Here is a 16,356-nt window from a genome sequence, read left to right as displayed (position 1 = left end):
GTCCGGTGCGGTGCCTCGCAAGGCGGAGCATGACCCGCGTACTGGATGTACTCGGGTCGTGCGACAACGCCGCGAGGTGCCGTGCCGGGCGTCGCGAGCCGGTGAACCTTTCCGGTCACAGCACTAGCGTGGCCGTCATGGCAGAGCAGGGTGCGGGAGAGGGCAGTTCTCCGGGATGGGGCGGTGGTGGGCATCGGCACCGTTGGCACGGGGCGCCGCCGTGGTGGAACCGCCCGGACGGTGACGCGTCGCGACCCCGCTGGCCCTGGCGCTCGACCCTGGCGTTCACCGTCTTCGTGCTGGTCGGCTCGAACGCGGCCGCCGATGTGCAGGAGGGCGAGCGGGCCCTCCTGGACCCCTTCGCCCGCGTCCTGTTGCTCCTGGGCACCCTCATGCTGCTGTGGCGTTGGCGGCGGCCGGTGGTCGTCGTCTTCGGCACGGCCGCGACCGCCATGGTCTATCTGGGCGCCGGCTACCCGTACGGCCCGGTGTTCCTCACCGTCGCCGTGGGCTGCTTCAGCGCGGTCGTCACCGGGCACCGCAAGGCCGCCTGGACGGCGATGGGCGCGCTGTGGGCGGGGCACGTCCTGGTGGCGCACTGGCTGTACGCGTGGCTGCCGCCCGGCCGGGACGACGCGGCGAGCTGGGGGCAGGAGGGTGTCGTCGTGGCCTGGGGCGTGGCGATCCTCGCGCTCTCGGAGCTGGCCCGGGTGCGGCGTGAGCAGTGGGCCCGCGAACGGGCCGAGCGGGCTCAGGCCGCCCGGCGGCGCGCGGACGAGGAACGGCTGCGGATCGCCCGCGAACTGCACGATGTCCTCGCCCACAGCATCTCCGTGATCAACGTCCAGGCGGGCGTGGGCCTCGCCCTCCTCGACTCCGACCCCGAACAGGCGCGCACGGCCCTCACCACCATCAAGGCGGCCAGCAAGGAGGCCCTCGGCGAGGTCCGCCAGGTCCTCGGCACCCTCCGGTCGCCCGGTGAGGCGCCGCGCGACCCCGCGCCGGGGCTCGACCGGCTGCCCGAACTCGTCGCGCAGGCGGCCGACGCGGGCCTGACCGTCGACATCGAGGGCGAGCCGCCCCCACTGCCGCCGGGCAGCGACCTCGCCGCCTTCCGGATCGTCCAGGAGGCCCTCACCAACGTCGTACGGCACTCCGGTGCGCGGCACGCGCGCGTGCGCCTCGACCACGGGGGCGGTGAGCTGCGGTTGCGGATCGACGACGACGGGCCCGCCACCGGAGCCGACGCCGGGGGCGGCGGCAACGGGCTCGTCGGAATGCGGGAACGGGCCGCCGCGCTCGGTGGGACCATCGAGGCGGGACCGCGCGCCGACAGGGGATTCCGGGTGCTCGCCGTACTGCCCGTGCGGGCGCCCCGCGAGACCGAGGAGGACCGGTGACCCGCGAGACCGAGGCGGACCGGTGATCCGTGAGAGCGAGGCGGACCGGTGATCGGCGAGACAGAGGAGGAGCGGTGATCCGTGTACTGCTTGCCGACGACCAGTCGTTGGTGCGGGCCGGGTTCAAGGCGCTGCTCGACGCGCAGCCCGACATCGAGGTGGCCGGGGAGGCCGCCGACGGCGAGGAGGCGCTGCGGAAGGCGCGCGAACTGCGCCCCGACGTGGTGCTGATGGACATCCGCATGCCGGTGCTGGACGGGCTGGCCGCGACCCGGCGCATCACCGACGACCAGGGGCTCGAAGGGGTCAGGGTCGTCATGCTGACCACCTTCGAGCTGGACGAGTACGTCTTCGAGGCGATCCGTTCCGGAGCGTCGGGCTTCCTGGTGAAGGACACCGAGCCGGAGGAACTGGTGCGCGCGGTACGGGCGGTGGTCGAAGGCGACGCGCTGCTGTCGCCCGGTGTCACGCGCAGGCTGATCGCGGAGTTCGCGGCCCGCTCCAAGGAGCCCTCGGCCGCGGCCTCCCTCGCCCGGCTCACCGAGCGGGAGCGGGAGGTGATGGCCCTCGTCGGTATCGGCCTGACGAACGACGAGATCGCCCGGCGGCTCGTCGTCAGCCCGTTGACCGCCAAGACCCATGTGAGCCGCACCATGGTCAAGCTGGGCGCCCGCGACCGGGCCCAACTCGTGGTGCTGGCCTACGAGTCCGGGCTGGTGCGGCCGGGCTGGCTGGGCTGACGCGGCCGGCTTCGACCAGGGGCGTTCGCCGGACCGGTGGAGCGACATGACCCGCCCGTACCGTTCGGTAATGTGCTGGGGAGTCAGACCACGCGACGGACGGGGGACACCGATGACGACTGCGCACGCCTTATCGGCGGGGAGCGGCCCACCCGGGCAGGGCGACACGGTCATCGACGTGCGGGATCTGCGGATGCGCTACCGCGGCCAGGACGTGCTGAAGGGGGTCTCCTTCTCGTGCCGGCGAGGGGAAGTCGTCGTGCTGCTGGGGCCCAACGGCGCGGGCAAGACGACGACGATCGAGGTCCTCGAAGGCTTCCGGATGCGCTCGGCGGGTGAGGTGACCGTCCTCGGCGCCGATCCGGCCCGCGGGGACGAGCGGTGGCGCGCGCGCCTGGGCATCGTGCTGCAGTCCTGGCGCGACCACGGCAAGTGGCGGGTGCGGGAACTGCTGTCCCATCTCGGCTCGTACTACGCGCCGTACTCCACCGACCTCGTTCTACGGCCGTGGGACGTGGACGAACTCATCGCCGCCGTGGGGCTGACGGAGCACGCGGGAAAGCGCGTGGCAACGCTGTCGGGCGGACAGCGCAGACGTCTCGACGTGGCCGTCGGTATCGTCGGCAGGCCCGAACTGCTGTTCCTGGACGAGCCGACGGCAGGTCTCGACCCGGAGGCCAGGAACGAGTTCCACGGTCTGGTGCGCGGGCTCGCGGACGAGCACACCACGGTCCTGATGACCACGCACGACCTCGCCGAGGCGGAGAAGCTCGCCGACCGGATCCTCATCCTGGCCGGTGGCCGGATCGTGGCCGACGGCGCGGCGGCGGAACTCTCCCGGAGGGCATCGGCCGAGGCCACCGTGCGGTGGACGCGGGACGGACTGCCCTTCGAGGAGGCGACGACGGAGCCGACCCGGTTCGTCCGCCGGCTGTTCGAGGAGCACGGCGACGCGATCGGTGGGCTGGAGGTGCGCCGGGCCAGCCTGGAGGACACCTATCTGTCGATGGTGCGGGAGTCGGAGGCGGGACGCGGGGCCGACGAGCGGGTGGCCCACGCGTTCGAGAAGGGGGCGTCATGAGTCCGGTGTGGTACGCGGCGGGTATAGGGGTGCGGCGCGGCTGGACGGAACTCCGGCAGACCTTCACCACCGGCCAGGACGTGTTCGGGTATGTGCTCTGGACCGTACTCCTCGTCGTTCCGCTGGTCCTGGTGCGGGACGATCCGCTGAAGGGCGCCGACATCTCGATCGGTGCGTTCATGCTGCCGAGCATGCTGGGGATGACGCTCGCGTTCACGGGGATCATGACCACCGCGCAGTTGCTCGCGACCGAGCGCGAGGACGGCACGCTGCTGCGCGCCAAGGCCGTGCCCCACGGCATGGTCGGCCACCTGGTCGGCAAGATCGTCATGGTGTCCGGGACGGCTCTCGTCTCCATGGCATTGCCCTTCGCCACGGGCGTGTTCCTGGTGGACGGCGTCGCCCGGCAGGGCGGCGGGGCCTTGCTGACTCTGGTGTGGGTGCTGCCGCTGGGTCTCCTGGCGACCCTGCCGATGGGCGCCGTCATCGGCTCGCTGGTCGACAGCCCGCGCGCCGTCGGGCTGCTGATGCTTCCCGTGCTCGGCCTCGTCGTGATCTCGGGGATCTACTTCCCCCTGTCGAGGCTGCCCGAGTGGCTGCAAACCGTCGGGCAGATCTTCCCCGTGTACTGGCTCGGCCTCGGACTCCGGTCCGCGTTGCTGCCCGGCGAGGCCGTTGCCGCAGAGATCGGCGCGTCCTGGCGGCACTGGGAGACGGCGGCCGTCCTGGGCGCGTGGACGGTAGCGGGGCTTCTCCTCGCACCGTCCGTCCTGCGCCGGATGGCCCGCCGCGAGTCCGGGGCCGCCATGGCGGAACGGCAGCGGAAGGCGATGCAGCGGGTCGGTTAGCGGACCTCCCCCGACCGGCAGCGCCGTGGCCACGATCAGCCCATGACAATGCCGGAGTTGTCACGCCACAGTTCGGCGAGCGACGGGTCGCCAGTGACGGACGGGAACGGCACGCGGTTCCAGAGGGAGAGGTAGAGCTGTGACGCGGGGCCGGCGATCTCGCAGTCCACGTCCACGTCTACATCCAGGTCCGCGTTCGCGTCCGCGTTCATGTGCACGTCTGCGTCCAACCCCCGCTCCGCGCCCCCGTGCGGGCCGGCGAGGGTGGCTGTGCGGGTGGTGACCGGCGGCTCCGGGCTCAGGCGCATGGTCCAGACGACGTCCGTGTCCGTCGCCCGCACCCGCAGGACGCGGGGCTTGTCGGTGCGTACCCGGCTCCTCGGGCGGGCGTGGAAGGCGAGCAGCAGTTCGTCGATGCCGTCGACGGCGAGGGCCGCCGAGGGCCCGGAGGGTGTGCCGCCGAGCGCGGACTGCGCGTCGGCGCGGTGCACGGTCGTCTCGTGCGCCTGACGGCGGGCCCAGAAGGCCAGAGGGGACGGCGCGGGCAGGAAGCTCCAGCACGCGACGTCGGCCGGTGCGGTGCGCAGGGTGTCGACCAGCCGGCGGTGCCCCTCCTCGTACCAGGCCACCAGCGGCTCACCGTCCAGTTCGGGCTCCGCCCCCGGTGCGCGCGGCACGGGGTGCCCGTCGGCGACGAAGGCCGTCGCCCAGCGGTGCACGGTTCCGGTGTGCCGCAGCAGGTCCCGCACCCGCCAGCCCGGGCAGGTCGGGACCTCGGCGTCGGTGCCGGCCTCACGCGCGGCCGCCGCCAGCAGACGGCCCTCCTCGTCCAGGGTTCTCATGTGCTCGGCAGTGTCCATGGCGAGAGTCTGCCGGATGGAGTGCGGTCCAGGCGGCCGACCGACAGCGGCCTGCAGCCGCCCTCCGTCCCAGTGCCGTCAGGGTGTTGCCCGGAGCCGGTCGTCCCGCCGGGTCTGCCGTTCCGGTTCCCGGTGGGTCAGCCAGTCGGCGACGGTCTGGGCGATCGGCTGGTCCGTGTCCATCTCCACGAAGCCGAACTGGCCCGACTGGTTGCACTCCAGGAACCACCAGATCCCGTCGGCGTCCTCCGCGAAGTCGAAGGCCCCGTAGGCGAGTCCCGCGTCACGGAGGTAGGCGCGGACGGCGGTGGCCGTGCGCGCCGGGACGTCGACCGGCTGCCAGGGCGCGTCGGAGACGGCGTAGCGGACGTCGACCTCGTCGGGGTGGGCGTCCGGGTGGACCGGCTTGCGGGCGGCCAGCATGCGGTCGCCGACGGCGGTGAGGCGGATGTCGGCGGTCTTGGCGATCCGGCGTTGCAGCAGCGTGGGACCGAACGCGACCGCGGCGAAGTCCGTGCCGGGCGCGACACGGCTGGTGGGGACCGTCCTGGGCGGTTCCTGCGGGTGGGTGCCGGAGACCGGCTTCACCACCAGGTCCGGGAAGCGCTCGGCGAAGTCCCGGGCGGCCTGCGGGAAGGTGGTGATGAGCGTGGCCGGCACGGGCAGCCCGACCTGCTGGGCGTGGCGCAGCTGCCACGGCTTGTGCCGGGCGCGCCGGGCCGCGTCCGGGTCGTTCATCCAACGGGCGCCCGTGGCGCGCAACATGCCGTACAGGGCCTGTGAGGACTCCTCGGTGAGCCAGCCGGACGGCTCGGCCACCCGGCTGGCGGGAATCCCCGGCCTGCGCAGCCAGATGGACCGCAGCCCGTTCATGCCGACCAGGCGCCCCCCGGCGGACAGATGCCCGCGGAAGGCGCCGTGGACGTACTCACCGGAGAGCGCGACCCCGCCGGGCAGGTCGGCGGGGTCGAGGCGGACCACCGGTACGCCGGTCCGGTTCAGTCGGGCCACGACCAGGTCTGCCGTCACATCCTGTTCGCACGTCAGGATCAGCACCGTCATCTGTCGTATATCCGCGTTCAGTCGTCGAAGTGGGTCTTCGAGCCCGCCGTGGACGTGGTGGCCCCCAATTCCCGCATCAGAGCCAGGTCGTGGGCGGCGATCCGCCCGTCGGGGAGCACGTTCAACTGCAGCCCGGAGTCGTAGGTGTACGGAGCGCTGAACTCCAACTGCTCAGTGGTGCGAGCGTAGTTGAGTACGAACAGTCGCATCGTTTCTCCTTGGTTCGGGACCATCCGGAAAAACGGATGGTGACGCTCCGGCCGCACTCTGTTGGGCCGGGTCGCTGTGTCTCCAGGGAGTTATACGAATCGAACGACTGAATGGTTGCCTCATCTTGTCGGCAGTTTCGACTTGCACCGCCAGGCGTCAAATGGCAACGGTGCGTGGTCATTTCGAGGCTGTGTGCCGTGTGGCGAACGCGATGGCGGAGGCGAACGCGGCGAGTGCGGCGACACTGGTGAGCGCGGCGGGAAGGGAGTGCCATTCGGCCAGGAAGCCGATCGTGGGCGGGCCGAGCAGCATGCCGAGGTAACCGAGCGTGGAGGCGGTGGCCACCCCGTCGGGGCCGGCGAGAGCGCCGGCGCGCTCGATGGCGACGGGGAAGATGTTGGCGAGCCCGAGGCCGGTGATCGCGAAGCCGAGCAGCGTCGCCCACACCGACGGGGCGAGCGAGCCGAGCAGCATGCCGGCCGTGGCGGTGGCGCCGCCGGCCACGAGCACCCGGGTCCTGCCCAGGCGTTCCAGCAGGGTCGTCCCGGTCAGCCGACCGACGGTCATGGCGAGCGCGAAGCAGGAGTAGCCGATGGCCGCGACGCCGGGGGAGGCGTTCAGGTCCTCCTCCAGGTGCAGGGCGCCCCAGTCGGCCAGTGCTCCCTCTCCGTAAGCCGTGCACAGGGCGATCAGGCCGAAGGTGACCACCAGGCCGCGGGTGCCCGAGCGGCCGTCGCCGTCCGAACGGCCGTCGCCGCCCGCGCGGTCACGAGGGCCGTTCAGCCCGGCCGGTGCACCGTCCGCGGCGGCGGGCAGGCCTTCCGGAGGCGCCGGGGGCGCGTGGCGCAGCAGGGTGCGTCCCGCGAGGGCGGTGACCAGCAGACCGATCACGGTGATGCCGAGCAGATGGCGGGTGGCGGACAGCGACCCCGCGACCAGGCTGCCGAGGCCCGCCCCGATCATCCCGCCGAGACTGAACGCGGCGTGGAAGCTCGACATGACGGGGCGCCGCAGCGCGGCCACCAGGTCGACGGCCGCGCTGTTGAAGGCGACGTTGATGCCGCCGAAGGCCGCGCCGAAGATCAACAGGACGGCGCCCAGCGCGAGTGCCGAGTGGGTCAGTGGTGGCAGCGCCACGCTGAGCGACAACAGGACCGCGCAGACGACCGTCACGGGGTGGCTGCCGAAGCGGCGGCACAGCCGCCCCGTCAGCATCATCGTGACCACCGCGCCGGCGGACACACCCAGCAGGGCCAGGCCCAGTGCTCCGGGTGACGCGCCTGTCTGCTCCTTCACCGCGGGGATCCGCACGACCCATCCGGCGAAGACGAATCCGTCCAGGGCGAAGAAAGCGGTGATGGCGACGCGGAGCCGGATGAGGTCGTCACCCGGCACGACGCTGTGCGAACGGGTTTTGTTTATTTGCGGCACAAAGTCAGGCTAGGTCGGACCGGGTGACTGGGCAAGCCTGTTTCCTCCCGGTCCGCGACGCCGGGCGCGGCGCACCGTCGACTTCCGGGGGTGTGCCTCCGGCCAGGGCTACAGGGCGTAGACCTGCCCCGTCTGCGCACCCTCCACGGAGCGGACGTACGCCTGTGCGACGTCGGCGAGGTCGACCGGGGGCATGCCGGGGAAGTAGTCGCCGTAGTCGGCGAGGGACTCGGTGAACACCGTGGGGCTGATGGCGTTGATGCGCTGCGGGGCGATCTCGATGGCGGCGGCGCGGACGAACGCCTCCACCGCGCCGTTCGCCATGGAGGCCGCGGCGCCGGTGGGGATGGGTTCGCGGGCCAGTACGCCGGTGATGAGGGTGAAGGAGCCGCGCTCGGCGACGCGCGGTATGCCCTGCCGGACCAACTCGATCTGGCTGAGCACCTTGCCCCGGAAGGCGGCGAGGTGATCGTCGGGCGTCAGTTCGGTGACCGGCTTGAACGGCACGTCACCGGCGGCGCTGACCACCGCGTCCAGTCGGCCGGCCCGCTCGTACAGGTCGGTGATCTGCGTGGGGTCGGTGAGGTCGCAGCGCAGATCACCGCCGCCGCGTCCCACGGTGAGGACGTCGTGGCCGCGGCTGGTCAGCGTCTTGTGCACGGCCGTGCCGAGCGTTCCGGTGGCGCCGATGAGGAGAATCTTCATGCCGTGACGCTAAGCCCCGTCGGTGCGGGAAGAGAAGCGCCGTCCTGGGGCCGCCGGGGGATGTGGCGTGTTCGGTACGGGAGTTCGAGCCGGCGGTCTTGGTCGCTGTGTGTCACCGGATCGTCTGCCGTGCCTTGGGCCGACGAGCCCAGCGCCACGTGTTTCGGGAGTGCCCCTTTCAGCGGTGAATTGCTTTTCGCTTTCTTGAGGGATATCCCGTGGCGCGAGCGACGAGTGTGAGTCGACAACGTGCCGACAACGCGCGGGAATGGAGGGATCGGGGTCCGGGCTGGTGAAAGGCTGCATCGTCGTCAATGGCGCTCGTCGTTCCGGTCACCGGGGCGTGATCGCGTGCCCTCCCCGCCATGCCTGGGGAGTTGTCCGGAAGGTGCTCGTCGATTTCGCCGAGATATCAGGGCGGGGTGGATCAGGAGCGGCGATCGGCGCGAGTTTCGGCGAGGGGCGGCCGCCCCTCGCCGAGTCGGTCGCGACCCGGGCCGCCCCTTTCCGGTTCAGTCCGCGGGGCGGTCCGCGTGGCTGGAATACGTCGGGTGAAACGTGCGCAGGCGCAGGGAATTGCCGACGACGAACACCGATGAGAACGCCATGGCGGCTCCCGCGATCATCGGGTTGAGCAGACCGGCCGCGGCGAGCGGCAGCGCGGCCACGTTGTACGCGAACGCCCAGAACAAGTTGGACCGGATGGTGCCGAGCGTCCGTCGGGCGATGCGAATGGCGTCGACCGCTGCGCGCAGATCGCCCCGGACGAGGGTGAGGTCGCCGGCCTCGATCGCCGCGTCCGTGCCGGTGCCCATGGCCAGCCCCAGGTCGGCTCGGGCGAGCGCGGCCGCGTCGTTGACGCCGTCGCCGACCATCGCGACCGAACGGCCCTCGGCCTGGAGCCGCTTGACGACGTCGACCTTGTCCTCGGGCAGGACCTCGGCGATCACGTCCTCGGGCCCGATACCGACCTGACGGGCGACCGACTCGGCCACCGCCCTGTTGTCGCCGGTGAGCAGGATCGGGGTGAGGCCGAGCGCGCGCAGCCCGGCGATCGCGTCCGCGCTGGTCTCCTTCACCGCGTCGGCTACCGCCAGCACCGCCCGTACCTCGCCGTCCCAGGCGACCGCGACGGCCGTACGGCCCGCCGCCTCCGCCTCGGCCCCGGCCCGCCGGAGGTCCTCCGGCAGCTCCAGCGCCCACTCGGTCAGCAGCCGCTCCCGGCCGACGAGGACGGCGTGGCCGTCGACGACTCCCTGGACGCCGAGGCCGGGTACGTTCGCGAAGTCCTCCGGGGTGGGCAGCGAACCGAGCTTCTCCAGCGCGCCGTCGGCGATCGCGCGGGCGATCGGGTGCTCGGAGGCGTGCTCCAGGGCGCCCGCCAGCCGCAGGACCTCGGCCTCGTCGGTGCCGTCGGCGGTGCGCACGGACAGCAGCGTCATCCGGCCCGTGGTGACCGTCCCCGTCTTGTCGAGGACGACCGTGTCGACCCGGCGCGTGGACTCCAGCACCTCGGGGCCCTTGATCAGGATGCCCAGCTGGGCGCCGCGCCCGGTGCCGACCAGCAGCGCGGTCGGTGTGGCCAGCCCCAGCGCGCAGGGGCAGGCGATGATCAGTACGGCGACGGCGGCGGTGAACGCGGCCGTGAGCGACGCGCCGTTGCCGAGCCAGAAACCGAGGGTGCCGAGGGCGAGGGCGATCACGACGGGGACGAACACGGCGGAGATCCGGTCGGCGAGCCGCTGGGCGGCGGCCTTCCCGTTCTGCGCGTCCTCGACCAGCCGGGCCATCCGGGACAGCTGGGTGTCGGCGCCGATCCGGCTGGCCTCGACGACGAGACGGCCGCCCGCGTTCACCGTGGCCCCGGTGACCGGGTCGCCGGGCGAGACCTCCACCGGCAGGGACTCACCGGTGAGCATGGACGCGTCCACCGCGGAGGAGCCCTCGACCACCGTGCCGTCCGTGGCGATCTTCTCGCCGGGCCGCACGAGGAAGCGGTCGCCGACCTGCAGATCGGCGGTGGGCACGGTCAGTTCGCTGCCGTCGGGGCGCAGGAGGGTGACGTTCTTCGCGCCCAGTTCCAGCAGGGCCCGCAGTGCCGCGCCCGCCTTCCGCTTGGAGCGGGCCTCGAAATAGCGCCCGGCCAGGATGAACGCGGTCACGCCGGCCGCGGCCTCCAGATAGATGCTCCCGGAGCCGTCGCCGCGGGCGATGGTCAGCTCGAAGGGGTGGGTCATGCCCGGGGTGCCCGCCGTCCCGAGGAACAGCGCCCACAGCGACCAGCCGAAGGCGGCCAGGGTGCCGATCGAGATGAGGGTGTCCATGGTGGCGGCGCCGTGCCGGGCGTTCGTCCAGGCCGCCTGGTGGAAGGGCCACCCCGCGTAGGTCACCACGGGCGCCGCCAATGTCAGCGACAGCCACTGCCAGTACTCGAACTGCAGCGCGGGGACCATGGCCATCGCGATCACGGGGACGGCCAGCGCCGCCGCGGTGACCAACCGCTGCCTGAGCGGCCGCAGTTCGTCGTCGACCAGCTCCCGCTCACCGTCCCCCTCGGGCTGTGGGGGCTCGGGCTCCCGCGCCGTGTACCCCGTCGCCTCGACCGTGGCGATCAGGTCGCCCACGGAGACATCACCGGAGTGACTGACCTTCGCCTTCTCGGTGGCGTAGTTGACCGTCGCGGTGACGCCGTCCATGCGGTTCAGCTTCTTCTCGACGCGCGCCGCGCAGGAGGCACAGGTCATGCCGCCGATCAGGAGTTCGACCTCGGTGGTGGCGCCGGGCGCGGTGGTGGTCATGGCTGCTGCTCCTCGTACGTCGTGGGAGTCGGTCGCTCGGGCGGCCTTGGTGGCGGGGTTCCGGGGACGGCGACCCCGGATACGGGCCGGGGGTACCTTCGCGCTACAGTCTGTATACCCCCGAGGGGTATTTGGCGCAAGTTCCGCCGAGCGCTTGACTAGGTACCCCTGGGGGGTATGGTGAGCTGCATCGGGACCTTCGATGAGACCCTCCGACCTCCGAGGAGACGGCCATGAACACCGGACTGAGGATCACCGCGTTCGCCGCCGCGCTGGCCGCGACCTTCGGCACCGCCTACGGGGTGGGCAAGGGCGTCGAGCCCGTCGTCGCGGACAGCCCGCCTCCGCGCCACGACAGCCACGGCCGGACCTCACCGGGGCCCGACGAGGGCGGCGGCCACACCGGGAGGCACGAGACGCCGCCGGCCGGCGGCCTGCAGATCTCCGAGGGCGGCTACACCCTCGACCTGCGCACCACGGCCGTCACCGCGGGGAAGCGTGCCGACCTGCGCTTCGTCATCCGCGACGACGACGGCCGTGCCGTCACCGCGTACCAGCGCGAACACGACAAGGAACTGCACCTCATCGTCGCCTCACGCGACCTGGTCACCTACCGCCACCTCCACCCCACCCGCGCGGCCGACGGCACCTGGAGCACCCCCGTCGACCTGCCCAGGGCGGGCGGCTACCGCGTCTTCGCCGACTTCACCCCCGCAGCGAAGGGCGCCCAGAACCTCACACTCGGCGCCGACCTCGCCGCCGCGGGCGCCTATGAACCGCAGCGGCTCCCGAAGCCGGACGCCACCGCCGAAGTCGACGGCTACGAGGTCGAGCTGGACGGCAGGCTCCGTCCGGGCGCCGCGAGCGAGCTGAAGCTGACCGTCTCCCGGGACGGCCGCCCCGTCACCGACCTCCAGCCCTATCTCGGCGCCTACGGCCACCTGGTCGCCCTGCGCTCCGGTGATCTCGCCTACCTGCACGTCCACCCCAACGGCGAGCCCGGCGACGGCGTGACCGAGCCCGGCCCCGGCATCTCCTTCACGGCCACCGCGCCCAGCGCCGGCACGTACCGCCTCTTCCTCGACTTCAAGCACGAGGGGACGGTCCGCACCGCCGCGTTCACCGTCCGCGCCGGAGGCCCGGCGGCACCGGCTGCCCCGGAGGAGCCGAACGACGCGGACGGAACGCACGACACGTCCACCGGGCACGGGCACTGAGCGGCCGGGGGCGGGGCGCCGACCTGGCCGTCCCGCCTGCGAGCTTGGCCGGACATACGCCCCGAGAAGCCCCGTCGCGGCGCCCCGGCTTTGCTTGGATGGCGTCATGACCGACGCCCATGAGCGCATGATGCGGGCCAACGAGGCCAACTGGGACGCCCGGACCCCCGTCCATCTCGCCAGCCGCTTCTACGCCCTCGACGAGAACCTCGACCCCGCACGCTGGTTCGCCCCCTGGGAGTGGGAGGACCTCGGCGAGCTGCGCGGCCGGGACGTGCTGCACCTCCAGTGCCATCTCGGCACCGAGACCCTCGCCTTCGCGCAGCGCGGGGCGCACGCCACCGGCCTCGACTTCTCCGAGGCGTCGGTGGCCGCCGCCACCGGCATCGCACGGAAGGCGGGCCTCGACGTCACCTTCGTCCGGGCGAACGTCTACGACGCCGTCGAGGCCCTGGGGGAGCGGAAGTTCGACGTGGTGTACACGGGCAAGGGTGCCCTGTGCTATCTGCCGGACCTGGACCGCTGGGCCGGCGTCGTGGCCCGGCTCCTGCGGCCCGGCGGGAGGCTGTACATCGCGGAGTTCCACCCCCTGCTCAACTCCCTCGGCCCGAAACCCGCCCCGGACTCCGGCCCCGAACTCCTGCTGCGTCACGACTACTTGAACGGCGGGAGCGCCGTGCACCGCGACGCGACGTACACCTACACCGACGGCCCCGCCGTGGAGGGCGCCACCGACAGCTACGAGTGGACGCACGGCCTGGACGAGGTGGTCAACGCCCTCATCGGCGCCGGCCTCGTCATCCGGCGCCTGCGGGAGAGCGACGAACTGCCCTGGCCCCGCTGGCCCCGGATGACCCGCACCCCGTCCGGCTGGTGGCGTCTGCCCGAACCCCGCATCCCCCTCCTGTACGGCCTCCTCGCGAACAGGCCCGGCCAGGACCTGTCGTTCTGATCACGCCTGGACGCCGAGTTCCGCCAGTACGGGAGGTCGCCGCTCGCCGGCCCGCGTCGCCCGTTCGAAGGCGTGCCCGGCCTTCAGGACCGACCAGTCCTGCCGGTGCGGGCCCACCATCTGCAACCCCACCGGCAGCCCCCGCGGGGTGAAACCCGCGGGGACGGACAGCGCCGGGCAGCCCGTCACGGAGATCAGGTACGCCGAGCGCATCCAGTCGAGATAGGTCTCCATCGGGGTGCCGTCGACGACCGTCGGATACGCCAGGCTGATGTCGAACGGCGCGACCTGGCTGACCGGCAGCACCAGCAGGTCGTACGTCTCGAAGAACACGCGGACCCTGTGGAAGAGCGCGCCGTGCAGTGCCTGCGCCCGCCCCAGGTCCGGCCCGGAGAGCGCGCGGCCCTCCTCGATGTTCCACACCACGTCCGGGGCCAGCCGGTCCCGGTGCCCGTCGAGCAGCGCCCCGTAGGCGAGCTCCACCTGCCAGGCCCGCTGGGCCAGGAACACCTCGTCCGCGCCGGACAGATCCGGGCAGGCCTCCTCGACCTCGCAGCCCAGCGCCGTGAACACCTCGACCGCCGGGGCCAGCGCGTCCCGTACCTCCGGGTCGACGGGCACCGCTCCACCGAGGTCGGGCGACCAGGCCACCCGCAACCCCGCGATGTCACCGCCCAGTTGCCAGGCGAAGGTGGAGCCGGGCGTGTCCAGGGAACGGGGGTCGCGCGGATCGGGGCCGGCCAGCACCGACATGGTCAGGGCGACGTCCGCCACCGTCCGGGCCATCGGCCCCTTCACCGACAGCTGACCCCACGGCGCCCGGTCCGGCCAGGACGGCACCCGGCCCGGCGACGGGCGGAGCCCGACCACGTTGTTGAAGGAGGCGGGGTTGCGCAGCGAACCCCCGGTGTCGCTGCCGTCGGCGATGGGCTGCATCCCGCAGGCGAGCGCCGCCCCCGCGCCGCCGCTGCTGCCGCCCGCGCTGCGCGACAGGTCGTACGGGTTGCGGGTGGCGCCGAAGACGGGGTTCACGGTGTGCGAACCGAGGCCCAGCTCGGGGACGTTGGTCTTGCCGAGGGTGAGGGCGCCGGCCCGCCGCAGCCGCTGGACGACGAGGTGGTCCCGGTCGGGCACATGGTCGGCGAAGATCGGCGAGCCGTATGTCGTCCGCAGGCCCGCCGTGTCGTGCAGGTCCTTGTGGGCCACGGGCAGCCCGTGCAGCGGCCCGACCGGCTGCCCCGTCGCGAGCCGCTCGTCCGCCTCGGCGGCACGCTCCAGCGCCCGGTCGGCGTCCAGGGTGACGATGGCGTTCACCGTGGGGTTGACGCGCTCGATCCGCTGCAGATGGGCGGTCATCACCTCCCGCGCGGACACCTCGCGACGCGCGAGCGCCACCGTCAGCTCGTAGGCCGTCCGGAAGCACAGGTCGTCGGCGGGCGGCACGTCGTCCGCCAGGCCGCCGGAGTACGCCGGCGCCGCCGCGAGCGCGCGATCCGCGCCCCGTACGCGATCCGCGCCGAGTCCGGGTTCGGCACCAGAGCCGGGTTCGGCACCAGGGCCGGGCCGGGCGACGGGGCCGGCCGCCACGTCCTCCGGCGGGCTCGCCGAGCGCTGCGCGGGGTGGTCGACGGAGTGGTTCACGAGGTGGTTCACGCCCCTCCCAGGGAGTCCTTGAGCTGGACGACGGCGAGCAGGCCGAAGAGGACGAAGGAGCCGCCCAGCAGCACGTTCGAGGTGATTCCGTTGCGGTACGCCGGGTCCACACCCCGGCGGTTGAGCAGGACCAGCAGCGCGCCGGACAGCAGCGGAAGGATCAGCGAGCCGACGGCGGCGTAGGTGAGCACCAGCGGCACCGGCCGCCCCAGGAAGGTGACGACGACCGCGGTGACGGCGCAATACAGCACGAAGAGGCGGAAGGGGCGGCTGTGCTGCGCGATGTGCCGTTCCGCCTCGGCGTCCGGGACGCCCCGCAGTGTCCGCAGCGCGTCGGCGAGCAGATGGCTCAGGCCGTTGAAGCCGCCCACGAGCGCGCTCAGGGTCACCAGGAAGAACGTCCCCAGGAACAGCACCCGCGCCACCGAGCCCAGATCGGCGCCGAGCGGGTCCGCGAGCGCCGCCAGGCCCTCCCCGCCGGTGATGCTTCCACCGGTGCCGTACAGCAGGCCCGTACCCACCACCGTCGTGCACAGCACGAACAGGAACGTGACCGTGTAACTCAGCGCCGAATCGGCCCGCATGACACGCAGTCGGCTCCGGTCCGCCCAGCCCTTCTCCCGCACCCAGTAGCTGTACGACGCGATCCCCGCCGTGCCGCCCACCCCGCCGATCAGGGCGAGCACCGTCAGTACGTCCCCCTCCGGCAGCCTGGGACGCAGGGTGCCGAGCAGCCCCGGCAGATCGTCCGCACGGGCGAGCGTGGCCACCGCCAGGACGGCCATGCCGAGGAACTTGGCGAGCATGAAGAAACTCATCACCCGCTCGAACAGGGTGTACCGCCCGACGTACACGATCGCCGCCGACACCAGCGCGATCACCACGGCCACCGGCCGCAGCGGCAGCGCCGGGAACAGCGTGGTCAGCGCAAGGGACGCCACCGAACCGAGCGCCGCCCCGTACAGCAGCCCGATGACCAGGACGAACGCGATGAACGCCCACGGCAGCCAGCGGGCGGCCTCCCGCATGCTCCTGATCACGGTCTGCCCGGTCGCCATGTACAGCCGGCCCACCGCCTCGGTGAGCGCGTACTTCAGGACGACACCGATGACGATCGCCCACATCAGGGCCATCCCGTACCCGGCGGCACCCGCGAGCGACGTCACCATGTCCCCCGCGCCGACACTCGCCGCCGCCAGCACCAGGCCCGGCCCGAGCAGGGCCTGCCGACCCCGCGGAGCGGCCGCGCGTCCGGTGGGCGCGGAGCCGGCGGGCCCGGCGGCCGGGGAGCGAGGGGGACTTCCTGGAGTCGCGGTCACGTCAACCATCTCCGTATGTAGGGGAGTCACGGGAGTCATGGGTTCGTGCGGCTCGGTGCGGACGACGGGGGGAGGGGGAC

14 protein-coding genes are annotated in these 16,356 nt (G+C 72.5%); 6 read left to right on the top strand and 8 right to left on the bottom strand.

What is annotated here, in order from left to right; genetic code table 11:
* The first annotated feature begins 137 nt into the window (after nt 1-137).
* The 4 genes from AOK23_RS30885 (at nt 138) to AOK23_RS30870 (ending at nt 4,069) form a co-directional block, all read left to right on the top strand.
* Entirely contained in the window at nt 138-1,400 is a 1,263-nt protein-coding gene (locus AOK23_RS30885) for a sensor histidine kinase (protein WP_055715870.1), read from the top strand.
* Nucleotides 1,401-1,474: 74 nt separating this feature from the next.
* Nucleotides 1,475-2,140, top strand: a complete 666-nt coding sequence (locus tag AOK23_RS30880) for a response regulator (RefSeq protein WP_055715868.1) — start codon at nt 1,475-1,477, stop codon at nt 2,138-2,140.
* Nucleotides 2,141-2,252: 112 nt separating this feature from the next.
* A complete protein-coding gene (locus tag AOK23_RS30875; RefSeq protein ID WP_055715867.1) occupies nt 2,253-3,221 on the top strand; it encodes an ABC transporter ATP-binding protein in 969 nt (322 codons plus the stop codon).
* Nucleotides 3,218-4,069, top strand: coding sequence for an ABC transporter permease (locus tag AOK23_RS30870; protein WP_055715866.1), 852 nt, complete (start codon nt 3,218-3,220; stop codon nt 4,067-4,069). The genes AOK23_RS30875 and AOK23_RS30870 overlap by 4 nt, the downstream gene beginning before the upstream one ends.
* Before the next feature lie 35 nt (nt 4,070-4,104).
* On the opposite strand, the gene AOK23_RS30865 is transcribed toward AOK23_RS30870, so the two are convergent.
* The 6 genes from AOK23_RS30865 to AOK23_RS30840 form a co-directional block, all read right to left on the bottom strand.
* Nucleotides 4,105-4,929, bottom strand: coding sequence for a maleylpyruvate isomerase family mycothiol-dependent enzyme (locus tag AOK23_RS30865; protein ID WP_055715865.1), 825 nt, complete (start codon nt 4,927-4,929; stop codon nt 4,105-4,107).
* Nucleotides 4,930-5,007: 78 nt separating this feature from the next.
* Nucleotides 5,008-5,991 (bottom strand): ATP-grasp ribosomal peptide maturase, encoded by a 984-nt coding sequence (gene tgmB, locus AOK23_RS30860; protein ID WP_055715864.1) that lies wholly within the window; start codon nt 5,989-5,991, stop codon nt 5,008-5,010.
* A gap of 17 nt (nt 5,992-6,008) precedes the next feature.
* A complete protein-coding gene (gene tgmA, locus AOK23_RS30855) occupies nt 6,009-6,200 on the bottom strand; it encodes a putative ATP-grasp-modified RiPP (protein ID WP_055517641.1) in 192 nt (63 codons plus the stop codon).
* A 178-nt stretch (nt 6,201-6,378) separates the two neighbouring features.
* Nucleotides 6,379-7,596, bottom strand: coding sequence for an MFS transporter (locus AOK23_RS30850; protein ID WP_055715863.1), 1,218 nt, complete (start codon nt 7,594-7,596; stop codon nt 6,379-6,381).
* A 144-nt stretch (nt 7,597-7,740) separates the two neighbouring features.
* Complete coding sequence (locus AOK23_RS30845) at nt 7,741-8,337, bottom strand: short chain dehydrogenase (RefSeq protein ID WP_055715862.1); 597 nt, start codon at nt 8,335-8,337, stop codon at nt 7,741-7,743.
* 512 nt (nt 8,338-8,849) lie between these two features.
* Nucleotides 8,850-11,135 carry a heavy metal translocating P-type ATPase gene (locus tag AOK23_RS30840; protein ID WP_055715861.1) on the bottom strand — a complete coding sequence of 762 codons (2,286 nt, stop codon included), beginning with the start codon at nt 11,133-11,135 and terminating at the stop codon, nt 8,850-8,852.
* A gap of 233 nt (nt 11,136-11,368) precedes the next feature.
* Between AOK23_RS30840 and AOK23_RS30835 the strand changes: the two genes are divergently transcribed.
* Together AOK23_RS30835 and AOK23_RS30830 are read left to right on the top strand one after the other, a co-directional pair.
* Entirely contained in the window at nt 11,369-12,352 is a 984-nt protein-coding gene (locus AOK23_RS30835) for a hypothetical protein (RefSeq protein ID WP_055715860.1), read from the top strand.
* Nucleotides 12,353-12,458: 106 nt separating this feature from the next.
* Entirely contained in the window at nt 12,459-13,304 is an 846-nt protein-coding gene (locus AOK23_RS30830) for a class I SAM-dependent methyltransferase (protein ID WP_055715859.1), read from the top strand.
* On the opposite strand, the gene AOK23_RS30825 is transcribed toward AOK23_RS30830, so the two are convergent.
* Together AOK23_RS30825 and AOK23_RS30820 are read right to left on the bottom strand one after the other, a co-directional pair.
* Nucleotides 13,305-14,747 carry an amidase gene (locus AOK23_RS30825; protein WP_055715869.1) on the bottom strand — a complete coding sequence of 481 codons (1,443 nt, stop codon included), beginning with the start codon at nt 14,745-14,747 and terminating at the stop codon, nt 13,305-13,307. It abuts the gene before it with no gap.
* Between the two features lie 206 nt (nt 14,748-14,953).
* Nucleotides 14,954-16,285, bottom strand: coding sequence for an Nramp family divalent metal transporter (locus tag AOK23_RS30820; protein ID WP_055715858.1), 1,332 nt, complete (start codon nt 16,283-16,285; stop codon nt 14,954-14,956).
* Between the last annotated feature and the right edge of the window lie 71 nt (nt 16,286-16,356).

Origin of the sequence: Streptomyces torulosus (assembly GCF_001419765.1) — a bacterium.
Taxonomy (GTDB): Bacteria; Actinomycetota; Actinomycetes; order Streptomycetales; family Streptomycetaceae; genus Streptomyces; species Streptomyces torulosus.
Note: the sequence above shows the minus strand (reverse complement) of the source record. Positions and strands in the feature narration are given on the sequence as shown.

What these genes read in the sequence shown, in the direction of transcription:
- AOK23_RS30885 (WP_055715870.1), top strand. Translation starts at nt 138, where the DNA reads ATGGCAGAGCAGGGTGCGGGAGAGGGCAGTTCTCCGGGATGGGGCGGT.
- AOK23_RS30875 (WP_055715867.1), top strand. Translation starts at nt 2,253, where the DNA reads ATGACGACTGCGCACGCCTTATCGGCGGGGAGCGGCCCACCCGGGCAG.
- AOK23_RS30870 (WP_055715866.1), top strand. Translation starts at nt 3,218, where the DNA reads ATGAGTCCGGTGTGGTACGCGGCGGGTATAGGGGTGCGGCGCGGCTGG.
- AOK23_RS30865 (WP_055715865.1), bottom strand. Translation starts at nt 4,929, where the DNA reads ATGGACACTGCCGAGCACATGAGAACCCTGGACGAGGAGGGCCGTCTG.
- tgmB (WP_055715864.1), bottom strand. Translation starts at nt 5,991, where the DNA reads ATGACGGTGCTGATCCTGACGTGCGAACAGGATGTGACGGCAGACCTG.
- tgmA (WP_055517641.1), bottom strand. Translation starts at nt 6,200, where the DNA reads ATGCGACTGTTCGTACTCAACTACGCTCGCACCACTGAGCAGTTGGAG.
- AOK23_RS30845 (WP_055715862.1), bottom strand. Translation starts at nt 8,337, where the DNA reads ATGAAGATTCTCCTCATCGGCGCCACCGGAACGCTCGGCACGGCCGTG.
- AOK23_RS30840 (WP_055715861.1), bottom strand. Translation starts at nt 11,135, where the DNA reads ATGACCACCACCGCGCCCGGCGCCACCACCGAGGTCGAACTCCTGATC.
- AOK23_RS30835 (WP_055715860.1), top strand. Translation starts at nt 11,369, where the DNA reads ATGAACACCGGACTGAGGATCACCGCGTTCGCCGCCGCGCTGGCCGCG.
- AOK23_RS30830 (WP_055715859.1), top strand. Translation starts at nt 12,459, where the DNA reads ATGACCGACGCCCATGAGCGCATGATGCGGGCCAACGAGGCCAACTGG.
- AOK23_RS30820 (WP_055715858.1), bottom strand. Translation starts at nt 16,285, where the DNA reads ATGGTTGACGTGACCGCGACTCCAGGAAGTCCCCCTCGCTCCCCGGCC.